16 protein-coding genes are annotated in these 23,500 nt (G+C 73.0%); 7 read left to right on the plus strand and 9 right to left on the minus strand.

Annotated features, from left to right (window positions below):
• Window positions 1-39: 39 nt before the first annotated feature.
• Genes ACFIF2_RS06245 through ACFIF2_RS06260 form a run of 4 tightly spaced genes read right to left on the minus strand, consistent with a single transcriptional unit; the run spans window position 40 to window position 3,210 of the window.
• Window positions 40-459, minus strand: coding sequence for a Fur family transcriptional regulator (locus ACFIF2_RS06245; RefSeq protein ID WP_395571483.1), 420 nt, complete (start codon window positions 457-459; stop codon window positions 40-42).
• Between the two features lie 60 nt (window positions 460-519).
• Complete coding sequence (locus tag ACFIF2_RS06250; protein ID WP_395571484.1) at window positions 520-1,422, minus strand: metal ABC transporter permease; 903 nt, start codon at window positions 1,420-1,422, stop codon at window positions 520-522.
• Entirely contained in the window at window positions 1,422-2,189 is a 768-nt protein-coding gene (locus ACFIF2_RS06255; protein ID WP_395571485.1) for a metal ABC transporter ATP-binding protein, read from the minus strand. Before ACFIF2_RS06255 ends, ACFIF2_RS06250 begins: the two co-directional genes overlap by 1 nt.
• 25 nt (window positions 2,190-2,214) lie before the next feature.
• Window positions 2,215-3,210, minus strand: a complete 996-nt coding sequence (locus tag ACFIF2_RS06260) for a metal ABC transporter substrate-binding protein (RefSeq protein WP_395571486.1) — start codon at window positions 3,208-3,210, stop codon at window positions 2,215-2,217.
• Window positions 3,211-3,368: 158 nt separating this feature from the next.
• Between ACFIF2_RS06260 and ACFIF2_RS06265 the strand changes: the two genes are divergently transcribed.
• The 3 genes from ACFIF2_RS06265 (at window position 3,369) to ACFIF2_RS06275 (ending at window position 10,157) form a co-directional block, all read left to right on the plus strand.
• Window positions 3,369-4,751 (plus strand): glycine--tRNA ligase, encoded by a 1,383-nt coding sequence (locus ACFIF2_RS06265; RefSeq protein WP_395571487.1) that lies wholly within the window; start codon window positions 3,369-3,371, stop codon window positions 4,749-4,751.
• Between the two features lie 225 nt (window positions 4,752-4,976).
• Window positions 4,977-5,765: a hypothetical protein gene (locus ACFIF2_RS06270; protein ID WP_395571488.1), complete on the plus strand. Its 789-nt coding sequence runs from the start codon at window positions 4,977-4,979 to the stop codon at window positions 5,763-5,765.
• A gap of 9 nt (window positions 5,766-5,774) precedes the next feature.
• Window positions 5,775-10,157: an HAD-IC family P-type ATPase gene (locus tag ACFIF2_RS06275; RefSeq protein WP_395571489.1), complete on the plus strand. Its 4,383-nt coding sequence runs from the start codon at window positions 5,775-5,777 to the stop codon at window positions 10,155-10,157.
• Between the two features lie 247 nt (window positions 10,158-10,404).
• Here ACFIF2_RS06275 and ACFIF2_RS06280 read toward each other — a convergent pair whose 3' ends face one another.
• A complete protein-coding gene (locus tag ACFIF2_RS06280; RefSeq protein WP_395571490.1) occupies window positions 10,405-11,850 on the minus strand; it encodes an MFS transporter in 1,446 nt (481 codons plus the stop codon).
• 78 nt (window positions 11,851-11,928) lie between these two features.
• On the opposite strand from ACFIF2_RS06280, the gene dusB reads away from it, so the two are divergent.
• Entirely contained in the window at window positions 11,929-13,062 is a 1,134-nt protein-coding gene (dusB, locus tag ACFIF2_RS06285) for a tRNA dihydrouridine synthase DusB (protein WP_395571491.1), read from the plus strand.
• Here dusB and ACFIF2_RS06290 read toward each other — a convergent pair whose 3' ends face one another.
• Window positions 13,063-14,838: a CDP-alcohol phosphatidyltransferase gene (locus tag ACFIF2_RS06290; RefSeq protein ID WP_395571492.1), complete on the minus strand. Its 1,776-nt coding sequence runs from the start codon at window positions 14,836-14,838 to the stop codon at window positions 13,063-13,065. It abuts the gene before it with no gap.
• Between the two features lie 482 nt (window positions 14,839-15,320).
• Between ACFIF2_RS06290 and ppdK the strand changes: the two genes are divergently transcribed.
• On the plus strand, window positions 15,321-18,050 hold the full coding sequence (gene ppdK / locus ACFIF2_RS06295; protein WP_395571493.1) for a pyruvate, phosphate dikinase: 2,730 nt from the start codon (window positions 15,321-15,323) through the stop codon (window positions 18,048-18,050).
• 231 nt (window positions 18,051-18,281) lie between these two features.
• A complete protein-coding gene (locus ACFIF2_RS06300; RefSeq protein WP_395571494.1) occupies window positions 18,282-19,487 on the plus strand; it encodes an acyltransferase family protein in 1,206 nt (401 codons plus the stop codon).
• A gap of 30 nt (window positions 19,488-19,517) precedes the next feature.
• Here the strand turns inward: ACFIF2_RS06300 and ACFIF2_RS06305 are convergent, their stop codons facing one another.
• Complete coding sequence (locus ACFIF2_RS06305; RefSeq protein ID WP_395571495.1) at window positions 19,518-19,985, minus strand: excalibur calcium-binding domain-containing protein; 468 nt, start codon at window positions 19,983-19,985, stop codon at window positions 19,518-19,520.
• 182 nt (window positions 19,986-20,167) lie between these two features.
• Between ACFIF2_RS06305 and ACFIF2_RS06310 the strand changes: the two genes are divergently transcribed.
• On the plus strand, window positions 20,168-21,103 hold the full coding sequence (locus tag ACFIF2_RS06310) for an oxidoreductase (RefSeq protein ID WP_395571496.1): 936 nt from the start codon (window positions 20,168-20,170) through the stop codon (window positions 21,101-21,103).
• A 31-nt stretch (window positions 21,104-21,134) separates the two neighbouring features.
• Here the strand turns inward: ACFIF2_RS06310 and ACFIF2_RS06315 are convergent, their stop codons facing one another.
• Both ACFIF2_RS06315 and ACFIF2_RS06320 read right to left on the minus strand, forming a co-directional pair.
• The gene (locus ACFIF2_RS06315; protein ID WP_395571497.1) at window positions 21,135-22,289 is read right to left on the minus strand and encodes an alkaline phosphatase PhoX; all 1,155 of its coding nucleotides are present in this window, start codon (window positions 22,287-22,289) and stop codon (window positions 21,135-21,137) included.
• 147 nt (window positions 22,290-22,436) lie between these two features.
• The gene (locus tag ACFIF2_RS06320; RefSeq protein ID WP_395571498.1) at window positions 22,437-23,387 is read right to left on the minus strand and encodes an SMP-30/gluconolactonase/LRE family protein; all 951 of its coding nucleotides are present in this window, start codon (window positions 23,385-23,387) and stop codon (window positions 22,437-22,439) included.
• Between the last annotated feature and the right edge of the window lie 113 nt (window positions 23,388-23,500).

Consider the following 23,500-nt stretch of genomic DNA (forward strand, 5'->3'; position numbering starts at 1 on the left):
GATGAAAGGGGGGCCCGGGCGCAGCCCGGCCCCCTCGGCTCAGCCGCCGGAGGCACCCGCGCAGTCGGCGCAGGTGCCGAAGATCTCCACGGTGTGCGCGACGTTGACGTAGCCGTGCTCGGCGGCGATGGCCTCCGCCCACTTCTCCACGGCAGGGCCCTCGACCTCGACCGCCTTGCCGCAGGCGCGGCAGACCAGGTGATGGTGGTGGTCGTCGCTGGAGCAGCGGCGGTAGACGGACTCGCCGTCGGCGGTGCGCAGGACGTCGACCTCGCCGGCGTCGGCGAGGGACTGCAGAGTGCGGTAGACGGTGGTGAGCCCGACCGAGTCGCCCTTGTGCTTGAGCATGTCGTGGAGCTCCTGAGCGCTGCGGAACTCCTCGACCTCCTGGAGGGCCGCCGACACGGCGGCCCGCTGCCGGGTGGCACGGCCCTTCACGGGCGGTCCAGCGGTCGTCACCGGATTCCTCCTCACGTCTGCGGCTTGCCGGGCCATTGTGCCAGCCCGGCAGGGCGGCGGTCAGACGCCGATCTCGTCGGTGCTCCCCCTGGTGGCCGGAATCCTGCACTCCGCCGGATCGGCGGCGGGCCCCGCCGCGCCGGCCGCCCGCGCGCGTCGCCGGGCCAGGGGCGCGGCCAGCGCGGTCAGCAGGACGAAGGCGCCGATGGTGAGCAGCACGATCGTCGCGCCGGGCGGCACGTCCTGGTAGTACGAGGTGACCGTGCCGCCGATCGTCACGGTGACGCCGATGGCCACGGCGACGGCGAAGGTGGCGGCGAAGGAGCGGGTGAGCTGCTGGGCGGCGGCCACCGGGACCACCATCAGCGCCGACACCAGCAGCAGCCCGACGACACGCATCGCGACCGTCACGGTGACGGCGGCGGTGACGGCGGTGAGCAGGTTCAGCGCGCGCACCGGCAGGCCGGTGACCCGGGCGAACTCCTCGTCCTGGCTGACGGCGAACAGCTGGCGGCGCAGGCCCAGGGTGACGAGGACCACGAAGGCGGCCAGCAGGCAGATCGCGGTGACGTCGGACTCGGAGACCGTCGACAGGGAGCCGAAGAGGTACGAGGTGAGGTTGGCGTTGGAGCCCGTCGGCGCGAGGTTGATGAACATCACGCCGCCGGCCATGCCGCCGTAGAAGAGCATGGCGAGGGCGATGTCGCCGCGGGTCTTGCCGTACCAGCGGATCAGCTCCATGAGGACCGCGCCGAGGACGGAGACGAGGGTCGCCATCCACACCGGGGACCAGGAGAGCAGGAAGCCGAGGCCGACGCCGGTCATCGCCACGTGGCCGATGCCGTCGCCCATGAGGGCCTGGCGGCGCTGGACCAGGTAGATGCCGACGGCGGGGGCGGTGATGCCGACCAGGACGGCCGCCAGCAGCGCGCGCTGCATGAAGGCGTAGTTCAGGATTTCCATCAGCTCAGCAGTCCCGTGCGGATCGGTTCGGCGCCCGCCGGCGCGTGCGGGTGTACGTGGTCGTGGCCGGGCAGCGCGTGCTGGCCGACCGCCTTCGGGGGCGGGCCGTCGTGCAGCACGCAGCCGTCGCGGAGCACCACGGCCCGGTCGATGAGAGGCTCCAGGGGGCCCAGCTCGTGCAGGACGAGGAGGACGGTGGCGCCGGTCCCGACCTGCTCGCGCAGGGTCTCGGCCAGCACCTCCTGGCTGGCCAGGTCGACGCCCGCCATCGGCTCGTCCATGATCAGCAGCTCGGGTTCGGCGGCGAGCGCGCGGGCGATCAGCACCCGCTGGTGCTGGCCGCCGGAGAGGGCGTCCACCGAGTCCTTGGCGCGGTCCGCCATGCCGACCAGCTCCAGGGCCCGGCGCACGGCCTCGCGGTCGGCCCTGCGCAGGATGCCGAAGCGGGCGCGGGAGAGGCGGCCGGAGGAGACCACCTCGGTCACCGTGGCGGGGACGCCGCCCGCGGCCGTGGTGCGCTGCGGGACGTAGCCCACGCGCGCCCAGTCGCCGAAACGGCGCCTCGGGGTGCCGAACAGCTCGATCTCCCCGGCCGTGACCGGCACCTGGCCGATGACCGTGCGCACGGCGGTGGACTTGCCCGAGCCGTTGGCGCCGAGCAGCGCGACGACCTCGCCGCGTGCCACGGTGAGGTCGATGCCGCGCAGGACGGGGCGTGAGCCGAGTTCGGCGCGGACGCCGCGCAGGGATATGACGGGCTCGGTCACGAGGTCCTCCGTACTGACGTGGTGCTCACTTGGCGCCCAGGGCCGCCTGGAGGGCCTTGAGGTTGGCCTCCATGACCTGGATGTAGTCGTCGCCGCGGGACTTGTCGGTGATGCCCTCGACCGGGTCGAGGACGTCCGTCTTGAGGCCCGCGTCCTTGGCGACGGTCTTGGCGGTCTCGTCGCTGACGAGCGTCTCGTAGAAGACGGTGGAGACGCCGTCCTCCTTGGCCGTCCTCGCCAGCTCCTTGACCCGGGCGGCGCTGGGCTCGGACTCGGGGTCGAGGCCGTTGATGGCCTCCTCGGTGAGGCCGTAGCGCTCGGCGAGGTAGCCGAAGGCGGCGTGCGTGGTGATGAAGACCTTGGTCTTCGTGTCCTTCAGGCCGGTCTCGAACTTCGTGTCCAGCTCGTCGAGCTTTCCGAGCAGGGCCTCGGTGTTCTTCTTGTAGTCGGCGGCGTGGTCGGGGTCGGCCTTCTGGAGGGCCTTGCCGACGCCCTCGGCGACCTCGGCGTACTTGACCGGGTCGAGCCAGATGTGGGGGTCCTTGCCGCCCTCGGTGGCGTGGTCGTGGCCGTGCTCCTCCTCGGCGTGCTCGCCCTCGTGGGCGTGCTCGTCCTCGTGGGTGTGACCGCCGGCCTCCGTGCCGTGCTCCTCCAGGGAGGTCAGCGTGGTCGCGTCGATCTTGGTCTTGGCGCCGGACTGCGCGATGGCCTCGTCGACGGAGGGCTGCAGGCCCTTCAGGAAGAGCGCCGCGTCGGTCTCCTCCAGCTGCGCGCGCTGCTTGGCGCTGATCTCCAGGTCGTGCGGCTCCTGGCCGGGCTGGGTCAGACTGGTGACGTTGACGTGGTCACCGCCGATCTCCTCGGCGAGGAAGGCCATGGGGTAGAACGACGCGACGACGTCGAACTTGTCCGTGTTGCCCGCCGCCTCACTGTCACTGGAGCAGGCGGAGAGGGTCCCGAGGCCGAGCGCGGCGGCCGCGGTGACTGCTATGCCGGATATGCGGCGTCGTCGTACGTTCATGGCATTCATTTTCAACAAATATGGAAACCGTTGTCAACTAACGGCCGATACGTCGGTGGGGCCCCCGATTTGGTCGAGGGGCGGCCCACGCCGGTAACCTGAAGCATTCGCTGGAAGCATCTCGCTTCGTCGCCCGTCGTCGTAATGAAGAGAGCACCGTGGCCGCCGACAAGATCGACACCATCGTCAGCCTGAGCAAGCGCCGTGGCTTCGTTTTCCCTTGTAGTGAGATCTACGGCGGCCAGCGCGCCGCCTGGGACTACGGTCCGCTGGGTGTCGAGCTCAAGGAGAACCTCAAGCGCCAGTGGTGGCGCTACATGGTCACCTCGCGCGAGGACGTCGTCGGTCTCGACTCGTCCGTGATCCTGGCCCCCGAGGTCTGGGTGGCCTCCGGTCACGTCGCCACCTTCACGGACCCGCTGACCGAGTGCACCTCCTGCCACAAGCGGTTCCGCGCGGACCACCTGGAGGAGGCCTACGAGGAGAAGAAGGGCAGGGCCCCGGAGAACGGCCTCGCCGACCTCAACTGCCCCAACTGCGGCAACAAGGGCACCTTCACCGAGCCCAAGCAGTTCTCCGGTCTGCTCTCCACCCACCTCGGCCCGACCCAGGACAGCGGCTCCGTCGCCTACCTGCGGCCCGAGACCGCGCAGGGCATCTTCACCAACTTCGCCCAGGTGCAGACCACTTCGCGCCGCAAGCCGCCGTTCGGCATCGCCCAGATGGGCAAGTCCTTCCGCAACGAGATCACGCCCGGCAACTTCATCTTCCGCACCCGCGAGTTCGAGCAGATGGAGATGGAGTTCTTCGTCAAGCCGGGCGAGGACGAGAAGTGGCAGGAGTACTGGATGGAGCAGCGCTGGAACTGGTACACCGGCCTCGGCATGCGCGAGGAGAACATGCGGTGGTACGAGCACCCGGCTGAGAAGCTCTCCCACTACTCCAAGCGCACCGCCGACATCGAGTACCGCTTCTCCTTCGGCGGCAGCGAGTGGGGCGAGCTGGAGGGCGTCGCCAACCGCACCGACTACGACCTGTCCTCGCACGCCAAGGCATCCGGCCAGGACCTCGCCTACTACGACCAGGAGGCCGGCGAGCGCTGGACGCCGTACGTCATCGAGCCGGCGGCCGGTGTCGGGCGCGCGATGCTCGCCTTCCTGCTCGACGCGTACGTCGAGGACGAGGCGCCCAACGCCAAGGGCAAGATGGAGAAGCGGACCGTGCTGCGGCTCGACCCGCGGCTGGCCCCGGTGAAGGTCGCCGTGCTGCCGCTGTCCCGCAACGCGGAGCTGTCGCCGAAGGCGAAGGGGCTCGCGCAGGCGCTGCGGCAGAACTGGAACATCGAGTTCGACGACGCCGGCGCGATCGGCCGCCGCTACCGGCGCCAGGACGAGATCGGTACGCCGTTCTGCGTGACGGTCGACTTCGACACGCTCGACGACAACGCGGTGACCGTGCGCGAGCGCGACACGATGAAGCAGGAGCGCGTGTCGCTGGACCAGATCGAGGGGTACCTGGCCTCGCGGCTGCTCGGCTGCTGACCGTTCGGCCCACGCCCCACGCCCACTGAACGCCCACCCCTCACCCGGCTCGCCCGGGTGAGGGGTGGGCGTTCGGCGTCGCGGGCCGTTTCCCTCGCTTGGAGTACGTGGCGAGCCCGTCGGGATGAGTGCCCGAAGTGCGGGAACCCGGAGATATGCGGAAGGTGAGATTCCCAGGGTTTCCACCAGCTTGCACAAGCTTGCACAGGGCGAGGTCGAACAGTCATGGCTGCTGAGCAGAAGTCGGCGCAGACGCTCCCGAGGCCGCTGCACGCGGCCGCATCGGCGCTGCGGAAGGTTCCGGGCGCCGGGACGGTCGGCAGGGCCGCCGAGGGCGCGCTGGACAGGATCGGGGCGGTGTCGCCGCGCGGGCGGCGCGCGCTCGTGTACACGGGTGCCGGAGTGCTGGGCATCGCCGGGTTGGTGGAGTGGCCGGTGGCGGCCACCGGGGCGGCGGTGGCGTGGCTGACGCGGCCGCGCCCGCAGGAGTCGCCGGAGGCGGAGGCCGCGCGGGTGCTCCAGGACGGCGGCAAGTCGGACGCCGGGAAGACCCGCGGGGGCACCACGGCCGCCGGGAAGCAGACGGCCTCGGGCGCGAAGCAGACCGCCGCCGACGCCAAGAAGACCACCGCCGACGCGAAGAAGACCACCTCGGCGGCGGCGAAGAAGGCATCCGCGAGCACGCGGAAGACCACCTCCGCGGCGGCGAAGAAGACCTCCGCGGCGGCGAAGGACACCTCCGCCGCGACGACCGGGAAGAGCACCGCGGCCAAGAAGAGCGCCGCGACGAAGAAGTCCGCCACCACGAAGCGGGCCTCCGCGACGAAGAGCACCCCCGCGGCGAAGCGGTCCGCGTCGGCCAAGAGCGGGACCGGCGGGACCAAGCGCTCGGGCGGCGCCAAGGCGTCCTCCACCCGGCCCAAGAAGAGCACCTCGGCGTCCGGCGCCAAGAGCACCTCCGCGTCCGGCGGCCGGAGCCGCAAGACGGCCGCGCGTACGCGGAAGGCGGGCTGAGAAGCAGCGATGGTGGGTGGACTTCTCACGCGCTCCCAGTCAGCCGTCACCGGGATCGTCCTGGCCGGACCGCGGCTGCTCGCGCGCGGCACCGCGCCCGCCGTGGGCGTCGCGGCCGGCGCCGTGGCGGGCACCGCGCGGGCCGGTGTGCGCGGTGCCGACTTCGCCGCGCGGGCGGCCCGGGTCGCCCGCGCCGCGCTGCCCGGCGGTGACACCGCCGACTGGCGGGCCGGACACCGGGCGCACCTCGCGCTGCGGCCGGCCGCGACACGGAACGCGACACGGAAGGTGCAACGGGCGGGCGGCACGGAACGCGTGGCGCGGCGGGTGGCGGCCGTGCTGGCCGAGCACCCGGACGTCCTGCTCGCCTACTGGGACACCGGCCTCGCCCGGCTCGTGGTGACCGCGACCGAGGAGGCCCTCACCGACCGCGTGGTGGACCGGGCCACCGAGGTCGCCGCACAGCACGGTCTGACCCGGGCGGACGACGGGGGCGGCGGGGACGACGGGGTGGAGGAACTGGCCCACCCGGGCGACCCGGCCTCCGTACGGGTCGCGGCGACCGCCCTCGGCGCCGACCTGCTCGGCATCGCCGCCGCCGTGACCGGCGCACGCCTGCGGCTGCCGCCGACGCCCCGCCTGGTCACCGCCGTGGCGACGCTGCTGCGCGAGAACCCGACGTTCCGCGCCTGGCTGCGCGAGCGCCTCGGCGCCCAGGCCATGGACGTCACCCTGGCCGCCGCCAACGCGGCCGTCCACGGCGCCGGGCAGAGCCCCGCCTCCCTGGTGCTGGACGGGGCGCTGCGCGTCTGCCAGCTCACGGAGGCGGTGACCCGGACGGCGGCCTTCGAGGTCGTTCACGACCAGCTGTGCGCCCCGGGCCGCGGCAGCCTGCCCGCCCGGCCCGTCCCGCGCCCGCCGCTGCGCACCTCCCCGGCCCAGGAGTACGCCGCCCACGCCTCGACCGGCAGTGTGGCGGGCGCGGTGGCGACGCTGCTGGTCAAGCACGACGTGACGGAGGCCGCCGAAGCGGTGCTGGCCGGCTCGCCCAAGGCCGCCCGCTACGGGCCCGCCGCCTTCCACGCCGTACTGAGCGCCGCGCTGTCCCGCACCGGCGTGCTCGTGCGCGACCCCGAACGGCTGCGCCAGCTGGAGATGGCCGCCACCGTCGTCCTGCACCCCAGCGCGCTGCGGGTGCCGGGGGCCGGCGCGGACCCGTGGACCGAGGACGTGCTGGACGCGGCGCGGCGCGCGGGCCTGCGCGTGGTGATGGTGGAGGATCCGGCGCTGGCCGACTTCACCGGCCTCGCCGACCAGGTGGTCAGCGCCCGGCGCCCCCTGCGGGACGTCGTGGACGAACTGCGCCCCGAGGGCGGCGTGATCACGGTCGTACGGCCGCTGCCCGGCGACGACGAGACGATGGCCGACGGGCTGCTCGGCGGGGACGTGGCCGTCGCCCTGGCCGACGGGGACTGCCCGGTGGCGTGGGGCGCCGACGTCATCGCCGCGCAGGGGCTCGCCGACGTGTGGCGGCTGCTGCGGGCGGTGCCGAAGGCCCGCGCGACCGGACGCCGGTCGCAGACGCTGGCCCGGTCCGGGGCCGCGCTGTCCGGGCTGCTGGTGGCGGTCGGCGAGGCGCGCGAGGGCCGGCGGGGCTTCGCCGGCTCCCTGCTGCCCGGGCTGCGGCACGCGCCCGTCGACGTGAGCGCGGCGGTGGCCCTGCTGTCCGGGACGCGCGCCGCGCTCGGCGTGGCGATGGCCCGCGCCCCGCACCCGAGGGCCCGGGTGGCCTGGCACACCCTCGACCCCTCCGGCGTACGGGAGCGCCTGGCACGGGAGAAGGAGCCGGAACCGTCCCTCGCCGAACAGCTGACGGCCAGGGCGCGCGCGGCGGCCGACCGGGCGGGCCGGGTGCCCGTCCTCGCGCCGGTGAAGTGGACGTGGCAGCTCGGCCAGGCGGTACGGGGCGAACTGGACGATCCGCTCACTCCGGTCCTGGCGGTGGGTTCGGCGGCGGAGGCCATCCTCGGCTCCGTGATGGACGCGCTGCTCGTCGTCGGCGCCCTCGACCTGAACGCGCTGGTCGGCGGCTTCCAGCGGCTGCGTGCCGAACGGGCGCTGTCCGGGCTGCTCGCGCAGCAGAAGCAGAAGGCGCGGGTCGCCGAGGAGGAGACGCACGACCCGTCGGCCGAGCCGCGCGTCATGGACGCCGCCAAACTGCACCCGGGCCACATCATCGACCTCAAGGCGGACGACGTCGTGCCCGCCGACGCCCGGCTGCTGTGGGAGGACGGCCTGGAGGTCGACGAGTCGGCCCTCACCGGCGAGTCGCTGCCGGTCGACAAGAGCGTGGACCCGGTGACCAACGCCCCCGTGGCCGAACGGCACTGCATGGTCTTCGAGGGCACCACCGTGGTGGCCGGCCGCGCCCAGGCCGTCGTCGTGGACACGGGGGAGCACACCGAGTCCGCGCGGGCGGTCTCGCTGGCCGCCCGCACGCCCTCGGCGGCCGGGGTGCAGGCCAGGCTCCAGGAACTCACCCGCAAGGCCCTCCCGCTCACCCTCGCGGGCGGGGCGGCGGTGACCGGGCTGTCGCTGCTGCGCGGGACGCCGATCCGGCAGGCCGTCGCGGGCGGGGTGTCGGTGGCGGTGGCCGCCGTGCCCGAGGGGCTGCCGCTGGTGGCGACGGTGGCGCAGCTGGCGGCGGCCCGCCGGCTCAGCCGCCACGGCGTCCTCGTCCGCACCCCGCGCACGCTGGAGGCGCTGGGCCGGATGGACACCATCTGCTTCGACAAGACGGGCACGCTCACCGAGAACAAGCTGCGGCTGACCCGGATCGCGGGCGCCGACGGCACGGTCCGCAAGGTGGGCGACCCGGACGCCGCCGACGCCGTACGGATCGCCGCGCGGGCCTGCCCCCGCCTGGGCGGCGACGGCGCCCGCCCCACCCACGCCACCGACGAGGCCGTACTCGACGCCGCGGGCCCGGACCCGGAGTGGGCCCAGGAGGAGGGCCTGCCCTTCGAGACCTCGCGCGGTTACGCCGCCGCCGTCGGACGGGACGGCGACGGGGCGCCGGTGCTGGTGGTCAAGGGCGCCCCGGAGACCGTGCTGCCCGCCTGCGCCGACCTGCCCTCGCACGTCACGGAGGTGGCGCAGGGGATGGCCCGCGACGGGCTGCGCATCATCGCCGTCGCCAGCCGTCCCCTGCGCAAGGGCGAGAAGGCGGCCGACGTCCTCGAACAGGAGCCCGGGAAGCTGGAGTTCACGGGGATGCTCGGGCTGTCCGACGTGCCGCGCGAGACCTCCCCGGCGCTGGTGCGAGGGCTGCGCGAGGCGGGCGTACGGCCCGTGGTGCTGACCGGCGACCATCCGCAGACCGCCCACGCCATCGCCGTCGACCTCGGCTGGCCCGAGGGCGCGGTCGTGGTCACCGGCGACGAGCTGGCCGCCGCGGACCGTTCGGCGCGCTCCCGGATGCTGCGCGACGCGGACGTCGTCGCCCGGGTGGCGCCCGAGCAGAAGCTCCAGGTCGTCGAGTCGCTGCGGGACGCCGGGCGGGTGGTCGGCATGGTCGGCGACGGCGCCAACGACGCCGCCGCGATCCGCGCCGCCGACATCGGCGTCGGCATCAGCGCCCGCGGCTCGGCCGCCGCCCGCAACGCCGCGGACCTGGTCGTCACGGGTGACGACCTGCTGGTCCTGGTGGAGGCGGTACGGGAGGGCCGGGCGCTGTGGCACAGCGTCGCCGACGCCATCGCCATCCTGATCGGCGGCAACGCGGGCGAGGTCGGCTTCGGCATCCTCGGCACGGTGCTCGGTGGCGCGGCCCCGCTGTCCACCCGTCAGATGCTGCTGGTCAACCTGTTCACGGACCTGTTCCCCGCGATGGCGGTGGCGGTGACCGAGACGTCGGACCCCGAGCAGGAGGACGCCGACGCGGGCGCGCCGCTCGGTGCGGCGGTGCTGGGCGAGCCGCTGATCCGGCAGATCCGGCACCGGGCCCTGACCACGGCGCTCGGCGCGACCGCGGCCTGGCTCTTCGGCCGGTTCACGCCGGGTACGGGGCGGCGCTCGACGACGATGGCGCTGTGCGCGGTGGTCGGCACGCAGCTCGCCCAGACCCTCGCCGACCGGCGGGGCAGCCGCCTGGTCCAGGTGACCTCGCTGGGGTCCGCCGCGGCGCTGGTCGCGCTGGTGCAGACGCCGGGGGCCAGCCAGCTCTTCGGGTGCACGCCGCTGGGGCCGCTGGCCTGGGCGGGCGTGGTCGCGGCGATCGTCCTGGCGCTGGCGGGGCAGCGGGCGCTGCCCGCGGTGGAGGAGGCGGTGGTGAAGTACTGGCCGACGGTGGCGGAGAGGCTGCCGGGGGTTGGGCGGGGGGCGGTTGCCTGAGCGGCGGCTTGGGTGGGGGTGGGGGGTGTTCGGTGGCGGTGGGGTGTCGGGTGCGGGTGGGTGGGGGGTGGTTGCGCAGTTCCCCGCGCCCCTTTTGGGGTGGTGGCGGTGGGGTGTTTGGTGCGGGTGAGTGAGGGCTGAGCGCGCAGTTCCCCGCGCCCCTTTGGGGTGGTGGCGGTGGTGTGTGGGGTGCGGGCGGGTGGGGGTTGGGCGCGCAGTTCCCCGCGCCCCTTTTGGGGCGCGTTGCTTACGAGGCTGATCGGGCCGCCTCGCGGGGGTCGGGGGTTTTCAGGCGGGTGGCGGTTCGTTGGGCCGTGCGGTGGGCCCAGGGGCCGGTGGTGAGGGCGCCGAGGAGCAGGACGGCCAGGCCGCAGGCGGTCAGGATCCACCAGCCGGGGCGGGCGGCGGAGACGAAGGTGTCGCGGTACGACGAGGTGCCCACGCCCGCCGCCAGCACCGCGCCGACCACCGCCACGCCCAGCGTCTGGCCGAGCTGCCGGCTGGTGGAGGCGACGGCGGCGGCGACCCCCGCCTGGGCGCGCGGCATGCCGGAGACGGCGGTGTTGGTGATGGGGGCGTTGACGAAGCCGAAGCCGATGCCGAACAGGACGTAGCCGAGGAAGCGGGTGGCGTTCGACGTCTCGGCCTCGAAGGCGGCGAACAGCACCGCGCTCACCGTCAGCGCGCCGCCCGCGATCAGCAGCGGCAGCCGCGGCCCCCGGCTGCCGACCAGCCGCCCGGCCAGCGGGGCGCACAGGAAGGTCGGCACGGCCATCGGCAGCATCCACAGCCCGGCGTGCAGGGCGCTCAGCCCCCGCACGTTCTGCAGGTACAGCGTGGACAGGAACAGGAAGCCGCCCAGCGCGGCGAAGGCGCTGACCGCGATCACGGTCGCCCCGCTGAACGGAGCCGAACGGAAGAAGCGCAGGTCGATGAGGGGTTCGGCGCGCCGGGGTTCGTGGACGAGCAGGCCGGTGAGCGCGGCGAGCGCCAGCGCGGCGTAGGGCAGGACCGCCGTGAGCCCGGCGTTCGGCGCCTCGATGATCGCGTACGTCAGCGAGCCGAACAGCACGATCACCAGCAGCTGGCCCAGCGGGTCCGGGCGGCGGGCCTTCGGCGCGCGGGACTCGGGGACGAAACGCAGGGTGAGCAGCAGGGCGGCGAGGCCCACCGGGAGGTTGACCCAGAAGATCGAGCGCCAGCCGACCGACTCCACGAGCAGCCCGCCCACCAGGGGACCGGCGGCCATGGATATGCCGACGACCGCGCCCCACACCCCGATCGCGCGGGCGCGCTCGCGCGCGTCGGTGAAGGTGTTGGTGATGATCGACATGGCGACCGGGTTGAGCATGGAGCCGCCCACGGCCTGGATCATCCGGAAGACGACCAGCGACGACAGGTCGGGCGCCAGCGAGCACAGCAGCGAGCCGAGGGTGAAGACGACCAGGCCCGTCATGAAGACCCGCTTGCGGCCGATCCGGTCGGCCGTGGAGCCGGCGAGCATCAGCAGCGCGGCCAGCACCAGCGTGTACGCGTCGACCGCCCACTGGAGCCCGGACGTGCTCGCGTGCAGGTCGCGCTGCACGGAGGGGAGGGCGACGTTGAGGATCGTGTTGTCGATGCTCACGATCAGCAGGCTCATGCAGCAGATCGCGAGCACGAGCATCCGGCGGCGGCGACTCGGCTCGGGCATGGTGTCCATCGTAACCCGATTTCAATAGTGTGCCTAACTAATGAATTTTGCCAAGTCATTGCACGGCACAATGGAGACATGTCCACGCCCCTGCAGATCGGTCCGCACACCGTCCGGCCGCCCGTCGTCCTCGCCCCCATGGCCGGGATCACCAACGCCCCCTTCCGCACCCTGTGCAGGGAGTTCAGCGGTGGCAAGGGCCTGTTCGTGAGCGAGATGATCACCACGAGGGCGCTGGTCGAGCGCAACGAGAAGACCATGCAGCTGATCCACTTCGACGCCACCGAGACACCGCGCTCGATCCAGCTGTACGGCGTCGACCCGGTGACCGTCGGCAAGGCCGTCCGCATGATCGCGGAGGAGGACCTGGCCGACCACATCGACCTGAACTTCGGCTGCCCCGTCCCCAAGGTGACCCGCAAGGGCGGCGGCTCGGCCCTCCCGTACAAGCGGAACCTGCTGCGGGCCATCGTCCGCGAGGCCGTCACCGGCGCCGGCGACCTGCCGGTCACCATGAAGATGCGCAAGGGCATCGACGACGACCACCTCACCTTCCTCGACGCCGGCCGGATCGCCGTCGAGGAGGGCGTGAGCGCCATCGCGCTGCACGGCCGCACCACCGCCCAGCACTACGGCGGCACCGCCGACTGGGACGCCATCGCCCGCCTCAAGGAGCACGTCCCGGAGATCCCCGTCCTCGGCAACGGCGACATCTGGTCGGCCGAGGACGCGCTGCGGATGGTGCGGGAGACCGGCTGCGACGGCGTCGTGGTCGGGCGCGGCTGCCTGGGGCGCCCGTGGCTCTTCGCCGACCTGGTGGCCGCCTTCGAGGGACGTACCGACGCCTACGTACGGCCGACGCTGCGCGAGGTCGCCGACGTGATGGTGCGGCACGCCACCCTGCTCGGCGAGTGGATCGGCGACGAGGCGCGCGGCGTCATCGACTTCCGCAAGCACGTCGCCTGGTACCTCAAGGGCTTCGCGGTCGGCTCCGAGATGCGCAAGCGGCTCGCGGTCACCTCGTCCCTGGAGGCACTGCGTGCCGGGCTGGACGAGCTGGACCTCGACCAGCCCTGGCCCACCGGCGCCGACGGGCCCCGCGGCCGTACCTCCGGCAACAACCGGGTGGTCCTGCCCGACGGCTGGCTCAAGGACCCCTACGACTGCGCGGGCATCGGCGAGGACGCGGAGCTGGACACCTCCGGCGGCTGATCAGCCCCCGGTGGGGTGCGGCACCGAGCCGTACGCCGTCAGGAAGCGGTCGCGGAAGGCGTCCATCCGCCACACCGGGGCGTCCTGGGCGGGCTTCAGGCCCTCCGTCCAGTCCCAGTCGTCGATCGCGTCGAGCACCTCAGGGTCTTTGGCGACGACCGAGACGGGCACGTCCCGGCTCGCCCCGGCCCCGCTGACCCGGGCGAGCGGCTGGTGGTCGCCGAGGAAGACCAGGACGGTGTCGTCGGTGCCGTAGCGCTCCAGCCACTGGGTGAGGCTGGTGAGCGAGTACTCGACCGACCTGCCGTACTGCTCCTTGGACCGCGTGGCGTCGGCGATGACGTCGGAGGCGTCCACGCCCGACGCCTCGATGCCGTCGAACACCGAGCCGTCGCCGATCGCGTCCCAGTCGACCAGTTCCGGGAGCGGCGCCCAGGGCTGGTGGCTGGAGGTGAGGATGACCTCCGCCATCAGCGGCCGGGCGCGCTCCCTGCCGTGCTCCAGGCGCTGGAAGGCCTCCAGCGCGTACTGGTCCGGCATCGTCGACCAGCTGAACTTCGGTCCCTCGTAGCCGACGTCGAAGGCGTCGTAGACCTTGTCGAGCCCGTACCACTCGGCCTCCGGCCACGCCTTCTGCACGCCCGGCATGACGCCGACCGTGTCCCACGCGCCGGTCTTAGCGAACGCCTTGGTGAGGGTGAGGTGGTCGCCGGCGGTGACGGTGCGGTAGCGCTGCTGGTTGTCCACCCACAGGCCCGACAGGAACGTGGAGTGGCCGAGCCAGCTGCTGCCGCCGTACGTCGCCGACGTGAGCCAGCCGCTGCGGGCCCTGAAGCCCGCCTCCTCCAGCGCCTTCGTGCTCGCGTCGAGCGTGCGGCCGACGCCGGGCGCCATGACCGGGTCCTCGACGGCGCTGCGGCCGTAGCTCTCGATGAACGTGAAGATCACGTCCTTGCCCCGCAGCTCCGGCACCAGTTGCGCGCCGGGCGTGGCGCCGAAGCGGTCCGACCGCGCCTGGCGCGCGAACGCCGCCTCGTCCCGCAGCGTGTCCACCACCCGGCGCGCCTGCGCCTGGAGCGCCGCCGAGGCGCTCCTGGTGGCGACCGGCACGCCGAAGGTCTGCACGCCCAGCGCGACGCAGGTCATCCACACGGTGGCCGCCGTCAGCGCGCCCCGGGCCGCCCGCTCCCGGTGCGCGGCGAGCAGCTCGCCCAGCCGGACGGCGGCCAGCGCCGTCAGCACCGGTACCAGCACGGCCAGCGCGACGGCGCCCACCGCCGCCCAGGTGGCCGCCGCCCCGCCCATCGAGTCGGCCACGTACGACCGGGCGTCGTCCAGCAGGCCCCAGTCCAGGACGAGGTTGAAGCCCCGGCCCAGGTACTCGGTGAAGCCCATGTCGAGCAGGTTCAGCACGGTCAGCGCGCCGAGGACGGTCCCGAAGAGCGCCGCCGCCACGACGCGCGGCACGCGCGGCAGGCAGAGCAGCAGCACCGCCGCGATCAGGGCCTCCACCGGGATGCGCGCGAACCGGTTCGGCTCCAGGGCGGCGACGGTGTTCGGCAGCAGCAGCGACCCGAGGACGAGAGCGGCGGCGAGGACGGTCGTGGTCCGGTGGACGGCGCGGGCGGCGCGGGGACGGCGGGTGCGCCAGGCGCGCCAGTGGGCCAGGCGGGACCGGAGCGAGGGGAGCGACGGGAGTGCGGCGGGCTCGGGTGCGGGTGTGCCGGGGGCGTCGGCGGTCCGCGCCGGCCTGCGGAAAGGCGTGATGACAGGCACCCGGAGGTCCTTCCGTACGTAACCCGGTGGTCGGCGGACCCGGCGAGGGGGCCGGGTCCGCCGCACCCTGTCGTACGTCCGCCGCGAACGGTCCGTTCACCGGTCCGCATGGTGAAATCCGACGGCCTGTGGCAGCGTGATTCTCGCCACCTCTGATAGGAGTGACGCTCAGATGAGCGGATCTTGGACGATTCCACTTCTCCAAGGGGTGGCACTGAGTGCCATATCATGATCGTTCATCGATCGAACTCAAACGTGGCGAAAGGCGCTCACCTGAGCGACAACGGCCTGCTTCGAGGGTCCATTCGTTCAAGAAGTGAAAACACAAGCCGTCGCTCGCTTGCCAAGCCTTGACTTTCGATCCGCTGGCGGACGAGTGGTTACAGGCGTATGACGCGCAAGTGGACGTACCCAGGTGCCTTTGATCTGGGTACATTCCTCGCCGTCAGGGCAGCCACCGCGTCCTCGAGGAGTCGAGACCCGTGTCGGAAAACAAAGAACCTCAGGTAACGAACACGACCAAGTTCGTTTACGACTTCACCGAGGGCAACAAGGACCTCAAGGACCTCCTCGGCGGCAAGGGCGCCAACCTCGCCGAGATGACCAACCTGGGTCTTCCGGTCCCTCCCGGCTTCACCATCACCACCGAGGCATGCAAGACCTACCTCGACAGCGGCGAGGAGCCGGCGGCACTGCGTGACGAGGTGAGTGCGCACCTCGACGCCCTCGAAGAGAAGATGGGCAAGAAGCTCGGCCAGGCCGACGACCCCCTCCTCGTGTCGGTCCGCTCCGGGGCCAAGTTCTCCATGCCCGGCATGATGGACACGGTCCTCAACATCGGCCTCTCCGACAAGTCGGTGCAGGGCCTGGCCAAGCAGGCCGGCGACGACCGCTTCGCCTGGGACTCCTACCGGCGCCTGATCCAGATGTTCGGCAAGACCGTCCTCGGCGTCGACGGCGACCTCTTCGAGGAGGCGCTGGAGGCGGCGAAGGCGGCCAAGAAGGTCGCGGTGGACACCGAGCTGGAGGCCGCCGACCTCAAGAAGCTCGTCACCAAGTTCAAGAAGATCGTCAAGACCGAGGCCGGCCGGGACTTCCCGCAGGACCCGCGCGAGCAGATGGACCTCGCCATCAAGGCCGTCTTCGACTCCTGGAACGGCGAGCGCGCCAAGCTCTACCGCCGCCAGGAGCGCATCCCGCACGACCTCGGCACCGCCGTCAACGTCTGCTCCATGGTCTTCGGCAACCTCGGCCCCGACTCCGGCACCGGCGTCGCCTTCACCCGCGACCCCGCCTCCGGCCACCAGGGCGTCTACGGCGACTACCTCCAGAACGCCCAGGGCGAGGACGTCGTCGCCGGCATCCGCAACACCGTCCCGCTGGCGGAGCTGGAGCAGATCGACAAGAAGTCGTACGACCAGCTGATGCAGATCATGGAGACGCTGGAGAACCACTACCTGGACCTGTGCGACATCGAGTTCACCATCGAGCGCGGCCAGCTGTGGATGCTCCAGACCCGCGTCGGCAAGCGCACGGCGGGCGCGGCCTTCCGCATCGCCACCCAGCTCGTCGACCAGGGCCTGATCGACGAGGCCGAGGCCCTCCAGCGCGTCAACGGCGCCCAGCTCGCCCAGCTGATGTTCCCCCGCTTCGACGAGGACGCCAAGGTCGAGAAGGTCGGCCGGGGCATCGCGGCCTCGCCGGGCGCGGCGGTCGGCAAGGCGGTCTTCGACTCGTACACCGCCGTCAAGTGGTCCCGCTCGGGCGAGAAGGTCATCCTGGTCCGCCGGGAGACCAACCCCGACGACCTGGACGGCATGATCGCCGCCGAGGGCATCCTGACCTCGCGCGGCGGCAAGACCTCCCACGCGGCCGTCGTCGCGCGCGGCATGGGCAAGACCTGTGTCTGCGGCGCCGAGGAGCTGGAGGTCGACACCAAGCGCCGCCGGATGACCGTGCCCGGCGGGCACGTCGTCGAGGAGGGCGACGTCATCTCCATCGACGGCTCCTCCGGCAAGGTCTACCTGGGCGAGGTGCCGGTCGTGCCGTCGCCGGTCGTCGAGTACTTCGAGGGCCGCATGCACGCGGGCGCCGAGGACGCCGATGAGCTGGTCGAGGCCGTGCACCGCATCATGGCCTTCGCCGACCGCAAGCGCCGGCTGCGGGTGCGCGCCAACGCCGACAACGCCGAGGACGCGCTGCGCGCCCGCCGTTTCGGCGCCCAGGGCATCGGCCTGTGCCGCACCGAGCACATGTTCCTCGGCGACCGGCGCGAGCTGGTGGAGCGGCTGATCCTGGCCGACACCGAGGCCGAGCGCGAGGAGTCCCTGAAGGAGCTGCTGCCGCTCCAGAAGCAGGACTTCGTCGAGCTGTTCGAGGCGATGGACGGCCTCCCGGTCACCGTCCGCCTCCTGGACCCGCCGCTGCACGAGTTCCTGCCCGACATCACCGAGCTGTCGGTGCGCGTGGCCCTCGCCGAGTCCCGCCAGGAGCCGCACGAGAACGAGCTGCGCCTGCTCCAGGCCGTGCACCGCCTGCACGAGCAGAACCCGATGCTGGGCCTGCGCGGCGTCCGTCTCGGCCTGGTCATCCCCGGCCTGTTCACCATGCAGGTGCGGGCCATCGCCGAGGCGGCGGCCGAGCGCCGGGCGGCCAAGGGCGACCCGCGCGCCGAGATCATGATCCCGCTGGTCGGCACCGTCCAGGAGCTGGAGATCGTGCGCGACGAGGCCGACCAGGTCATCGCGGAGGTCGAGGCGGCCACCGGCGCCAAGCTGAAGCTGTCCATCGGCACGATGATCGAGCTGCCGCGCGCCGCGCTGACCGCCGGTCAGATCGCCGAGGCCGCCGAGTTCTTCTCGTTCGGCACCAACGACCTGACCCAGACCGTGTGGGGCTTCAGCCGCGACGACGTGGAGGCCAGCTTCTTCACGGCGTACCTGGAGAAGGGCATCTTCGGCGTCTCCCCGTTCGAGACCATCGACAAGGACGGCGTCGGCTCCCTGGTCGCCGCCGCCGCGCGGGCCGGCCGCGCCACCCGCCCCGACCTGAAGCTCGGCGTCTGCGGTGAGCACGGCGGCGACCCGGAGTCGGTCCACTTCTTCCACGAGGTGGGCCTGGACTACGTCTCCTGCTCCCCGTTCCGGATCCCGGTGGCCCGCCTGGAGGCCGGCCGCGCGGCGTCCCAGTCGAAGGGCAGCGACCACCGCTAGCCGTTCCGAGCGGGGCGAAGACCCCGGAGCCGCCGTCTGTCACCCGACCACCCTCACCGATCGGCGGCGGCTCCGGTTCACGGGAAGGGGGGCGGCACCCTGTGCGGGGGTGCCGCCCCCTTGTGATCTGATCGTCGGTGTGAATACCTGTGAGCTGAGCAGCAGCAGGCTGTCAGCAGAATCGGAGCGCCCTGGCAGCGGACAGTGGCCCCACACCGGAACGGTGGTTGGATGACCTCGACGGATCACAGGGAACCCGCCGGCAGGACCGCTTCGCGCGGCGGCGAGCCGGCCTCCGGGGTGCCGGGACCTCGCACCGCCGCCGAGGCGAAGGTGCCCGGGGCCGGGCCCCCCGTCCGCCGCAACCGGCTCGCGGCGCTGGACGGACTGCGGTTCCTGGCGGCGCTGGCCGTGGTCTTCTTCCACTTCGTCGGCCAGGCGCCCTCGACGATGGAGACCATCTGGGGCCGCCCGGTCGAGGCCGTCTTCCCCGACTCGCACGGCTACTTCGCCTTCGGCCGGCTCGGCGTCGAACTGTTCTTCCTGATCAGCGGCTTCGTCATCTGCATGAGCGCGTGGGGCCGCACCCCGCGCGACTTCTTCATATCGCGCGTGACCCGGCTGTACCCGATGTACTGGGCGGCCATCGTGATCACGGCGTGCGTGATCTACTTCGCCGACAACCCGTTCGGACACCCCCACCCGCGCGTGCTGTTCGCCAACCTCACGATGCTGCAGACCCCGCTCGGCGTGGAGCACCTCGACTCCGTGTACTGGACGCTCTGGCCGGAGCTGTGCTTCTACCTGACCTTCGCGGTCGTGGTGTGGAAGGGCCTGACCTACCAGCGCGTGGTGATCTACTGCGGGGTGTGGACGGTCGCCGCCGTGCTGGCCCCGAGCGCCGACATCCGGCTGCTCACCCTGCTGGTCAACCCGCCGTCCGCCCCGTACTTCATCGCCGGCATGGCCTTCTACCTCATGTACCGCTACCGGCCGACGCCGCTGCTGTGGGGCATCGTCGCCATGTCGTGGCTGATCGCGCTGCACTTCCTGCTGCTGCCCGAGGGCGGCCGCATCAACCGGGACTCCTGGTCGCCGTGGAACGGCTGGCTGGTCCTGGTGATCACGGTCTTCTTCCTGCTGGTCGCCGCCGTCGCCCTCGGCTGGACCAGCCGGATCCGCTGGCGCTGGCTGACCGTCGCCGGCACCCTGACCTTCCCGCTGTACCTGCTGCACGACGCCATCGGCGTGAACGTCCTGCACCGCTTCGGCGACCGCGTCGACCCCCGGCTCCTGGTCGTCCTCACCGTCGCCGGCCTGGTCGCCCTGTCGTACGTGGTGCAGCGGTTCGTGGAGCGTCCGCTGGCCCTGGCCATGCGGCGCCGGCTGAGCAGCGCCGAGTTCGGCCTGAAGACGCCGGCGCCCCGCCGCCGCTGAGGCGAGGGGCACCGGCGGCCGTACGCGGGGTCAGCCCGCGCCGTCGCTCCGGCGCCGGCGCGCGGCCAGCAGCAGCCCGCCGCCCGCGAGGACGACGGCCGCGCCGCCCGCCGCGAGGTACGGGGTGGTGTCGTCGCCGCCGGTCTCGGCCAGGTCGGTGCCCTGCTGCCCGGCGGCCTCCTCGGCGCCGGAGTCCTCCTCGCTCCCGGAGTCCGAGGAGTCCGAGGAGTTCCCCGAGCCGGCCGCGTCGTCGGTGTCCTTGTCGCCGGCCGGGACGAAGCCGGCGGGCGGCTTGTCGCAGCCGACGCCGTCCCGGTCGCGGTCCAGGTGCTCGCCGTAGTGCTCGTCGCCCTGCTCGATGCCGGAGTACCCGGCCTCGTAGGCCTCGGTGCAGTTCTTGAACGGGTGGGTGCCCTCGTGCGCCTCGGCGGCGGTCGGCAGGGCGGACAGGGCCAGTGCCGCGAGGGCGACGGCGGCGGGCTTGCGGAGCAGCTTCATCGAGAGTCCCGGGAACGGTGTGGATGGGTGGGTGTGAGGTGACCGAAGGTAGGGGTGTGCCGGGGATGTGGTGGCGACATGGAGGACTCGTGATGTGAACGTGACGTGACCGGACGGTAGCTCTCCGTTCCGGCGCTCCGGGCGCGTACGGTGGCAGGGTCCGGACCAGGGAAGGAGCCGCGATGACCGGCTGGAACGCGGGCGACATGCCCCGCCTGGACGGGCGCGTCGCCGTCGTCACCGGCGCCAACGGCGGCCTCGGCTACGTCGTGGCCCGGGAGCTGGCGCGCCGGGGGGCGTGCGTGGTGCTCGCCTGCCGCGGTGAGCAGCGGGGGAGCGAGGCCGTGGCGCGGCTGCTCGGCGAGGTGCCGGACGCCACCGTGGAGCTGAGGCGGCTGGACCTCGGGGACCTGTCCACGGTCCGGGAGTTCGCCTACGGCCTGCCGTACGAGCGGCTCGACCTCCTGGTCAACAACGCCGGGGTGATGGCCCTGCCGTACGGGACGACCGCGGACGGCTTCGAGACGCAGTTCGGCGTCAACCACCTGGGACACTTCGCGCTCACCGGGCTGCTGCTGCCCGCCCTGCTCGCCACGCCGGGCGCCCGGGTCGTGACCGTCTCCAGCTCCCTGCACGCGCTCGCGAACGTCGATCCGCGCGACCTCAACAACGTCCGGCGCTACGGGCGCTGGACCGCCTACGCCCGCTCCAAGTCCGCCAACCTGCTCTTCACGCACGAGCTGGCGCGCCGCCTCGCGGCCCGGGACGGCGCCTCGGACGTGCGCGCGGTCGCCGCCCACCCGGGGTACGCGGACACCGGCCTGCTGACCGCCGGGCCCCGCGCCGAGGGGCGCCGGCTCGCCGAGCGGCTGGTCCTGCTCGCCAACCGGGCCGTCGCCCAGAGCGCCGAGGCGGGCGCGCTGCCCGTCCTGTACGCGGCGACCGCGCCCGGCGTCCCGTCCGACTCCTTCACCGGCCCGTCCTTCGCGATGTGGCGCGGGGCGCCCGCCCCGTCCTGGCGGGCGCCCTGGACCACCGACGACGCGATGGGCGAACGGCTGTGGGCCGCCTCCGAGCGGCTCACGGGGGTGACCTACCAGGGCCTGGACGCGCCCTGAGCGAGGGGCGCCCGGGGCCTGTCCGGCGGCGCTACGCCCGGAACGGCCCGCGCACCTCGTAGGTGATCCCGCCGGAGGAGCTGCCGCTCGTGCCCCGCTGGCTGGAGAAGTACAGCCGGGTCCCGTCGGGCGAGAACGCCGGGCCGGTGATCTCCGAGCCGGACTGGCCGTCGATGCGCAGGAACGGCGCGATGACGTCGCTCGGCGTGATCACGCAGATCTCCATGTTGCCGCCGTCCTCCGCCACGAACAGGTCGCCGGAGGAGCTGCCGGTGACGTTGTCCACGCCGGTCAGCGGGGCCGTGCCGGACGTCACCAGGGAGTCGTCGTAGGCCAGCTCGATGGTCTGGGCGGCGGCGTTGTACTGCCAGACGCGGTTGTCGCCCTTGGTGGTGAACCAGCAGGTGTCGTCCGCGTAGTAGCAGCCCTCGCCGCCGTTGAACCGCTTGGCGCCGGAGACCTGGCCGCGGGTGGCCGTCGCGCCGGACGGGTCGGGGACCCTCGCCCAGGTGACCGGGCCGCTGGCGGCCGAGCCCGCGACCAGCACCTCCAGCGTGCCGGACGACAGGTCGCCCCAGGTGGTGGGGCGGAAGCGGTAGAAGCAGCCGTCGGTGACGTCCTCCGTCAGGTAGACGACCTTGCGGACCGGGTCGGCGGCCGCCGCCTCGTGCTTGAAGCGGCCCATCGCGTCCCTGCGCACCGCGGCCTTCACGCCCCACGGGTCGGTCTCGTAGACGTAGCCGCGGTCCACCTCCTCGCAGGACAGCCAGGTGTTCCACGGCGTCCGGCCGCCCGCGCAGTTCTGCCGGGTGCCGGACAGCACCCGGTACGCCGAGGTGATCGCCCCGGTGGCGGAGAACTTCACCGCGCTCGCGCCGCCGGAGGGGTTGATCTCCGAGTTGGAGACGTAGATCCAGCCGGAGCCGTCCGCGTAGCAGGCGCCGCCGTCCGGGGCGTTGTGCCAGGTGTACGAGGTGCCCGCGACCTTCTGGCCGGAGCGGGCGATCACCCTGCTGGTGAAGCCGGCCGGCAGTCTGATGCCGTTGGCGTCGGGGGAGCCGAGCGCGCCGTAGGGGCCGCTGCCGGGCTGGGCGGGGGCGGCGTACGCGGCACCGCGCCACAGGGTTCCGCCGAGGACGGCCGAGCCGCCGACGATGGCCGTGCGCAGGAGGGTACGACGTTCCACTGCTGCCTCCGGGGGTCATGACCGGCCCCGCCGCCGGGCGGCGGCGGGAGCGTGCGGCTACGGACCCTAGAGGCACTCGATTGACGGTTCATGGACAACCCGTGACGGCTGGGCGGCGCGTCCCTCCCCCGGCGTTCCCCGGGGCCCTCAGCGGTCCACCGCCACCGCCGTGAACGTCGTCTCGGGCGTCTGCGGGCTGGTGAAGCGCGCGTTGACGAGGTAGAGCCGGTCGCCGTAGCGGGCCGCGGTGGCCGGCACGTCGAAGCCCGGGTCGGTGATCGTCCGGCGCAGGGTGGCCCGGCCGGCGCGCGCGTCCAGGTCCCAGACGCTGACCAGGTCGAGCCGGTTCTGCACGACGTACAGCGTGCGGCCGACGCGGACCAGGCCGTCGCCGTTGACCACGTCGGCCGCGCCGGCCAGGGCGATCCGGGTGGCCCGGCCGGTGGCGAGGTCGACGCGGTACAACTCGCCCGGTGTGCTCCGCACGACGATCAGGCCCCGCCCGTCGGGGGTGGAGACGATGCCGTTGGCGTTGTTGACGTCCGGGGTCTGCTCCCAGTCGCCGGTCAGGGGCAGGGCCCGCACCGCGCCGTCCCGGCCGCGCGGGACGCCGTACAGGACCGGGCCGCGGGAGTCGGTGAACCAGGCGCGGTCGCCGAGCAGGACCACGTCGTTGACGAAGTGACCGGTCGCCTCGGTGAGCCGGTGGGTGCGCAGCAGGCGGCCGTCGCGGGCGTCGACGATCCTCGCGGTGCCCCCGCCGCCCCCGGCGACGTACAGCAGACCGTCGCGGTCCAGCTTCAGGCCGATGGCCGCGAGGCCCGGGGCGCCCTCGTGGACGATCCGGCCCTCGCCGGTGCGCAGGTCGGTGCGGTAGACGGCGCCGTTCGCGCGCGAGCCCATGTAGGCGTACGGCCGCGACCCGATGGTGATGCCCTCGGGCAGCCAGCCGTCGGGCAGCGGGAACCGGGTCGGCCACCTCGCCCCCCGGGCGCCGGCCGCGGCGGGGGCGGCCCCGGCGGCCACCGTGAGGGCGGCGACGGCGGCGGCGCCGAGCACCGCGCGCCGGGACGGCGGGACGTCGTGGGTCCGAGTCATGGTGCGGGCCTCCATGAGGGAAGGGCGTGGGACTCGATGAAACCCGACGGCCCCGCCGAACTCGACGCGCCGGCCGTCTTCGACAGGAAACCGACAGTTGTCCCGCGGGACGG

This window comes from Streptomyces sp. BK79 (genome assembly GCF_044142145.1).
Taxonomy (GTDB): Bacteria; Actinomycetota; Actinomycetes; order Streptomycetales; family Streptomycetaceae; genus Streptomyces.

Excerpts from the sequence above, each read along its gene's own strand:
- ACFIF2_RS06250 (WP_395571484.1), bottom strand. The coding sequence starts at position 1,422 with ATGGAAATCCTGAACTACGCCTTCATGCAGCGCGCGCTGCTGGCGGCC.
- ACFIF2_RS06260 (WP_395571486.1), bottom strand. The coding sequence starts at position 3,210 with ATGAACGTACGACGACGCCGCATATCCGGCATAGCAGTCACCGCGGCC.
- ACFIF2_RS06270 (WP_395571488.1), top strand. The coding sequence starts at position 4,977 with ATGGCTGCTGAGCAGAAGTCGGCGCAGACGCTCCCGAGGCCGCTGCAC.
- ACFIF2_RS06275 (WP_395571489.1), top strand. The coding sequence starts at position 5,775 with ATGGTGGGTGGACTTCTCACGCGCTCCCAGTCAGCCGTCACCGGGATC.
- ACFIF2_RS06280 (WP_395571490.1), bottom strand. The coding sequence starts at position 11,850 with ATGCCCGAGCCGAGTCGCCGCCGCCGGATGCTCGTGCTCGCGATCTGC.
- dusB (WP_395571491.1), top strand. The coding sequence starts at position 11,929 with ATGTCCACGCCCCTGCAGATCGGTCCGCACACCGTCCGGCCGCCCGTC.
- ACFIF2_RS06300 (WP_395571494.1), top strand. The coding sequence starts at position 18,282 with ATGACCTCGACGGATCACAGGGAACCCGCCGGCAGGACCGCTTCGCGC.
- ACFIF2_RS06305 (WP_395571495.1), bottom strand. The coding sequence starts at position 19,985 with ATGAAGCTGCTCCGCAAGCCCGCCGCCGTCGCCCTCGCGGCACTGGCC.
- ACFIF2_RS06310 (WP_395571496.1), top strand. The coding sequence starts at position 20,168 with ATGACCGGCTGGAACGCGGGCGACATGCCCCGCCTGGACGGGCGCGTC.
- ACFIF2_RS06320 (WP_395571498.1), bottom strand. The coding sequence starts at position 23,387 with ATGACTCGGACCCACGACGTCCCGCCGTCCCGGCGCGCGGTGCTCGGC.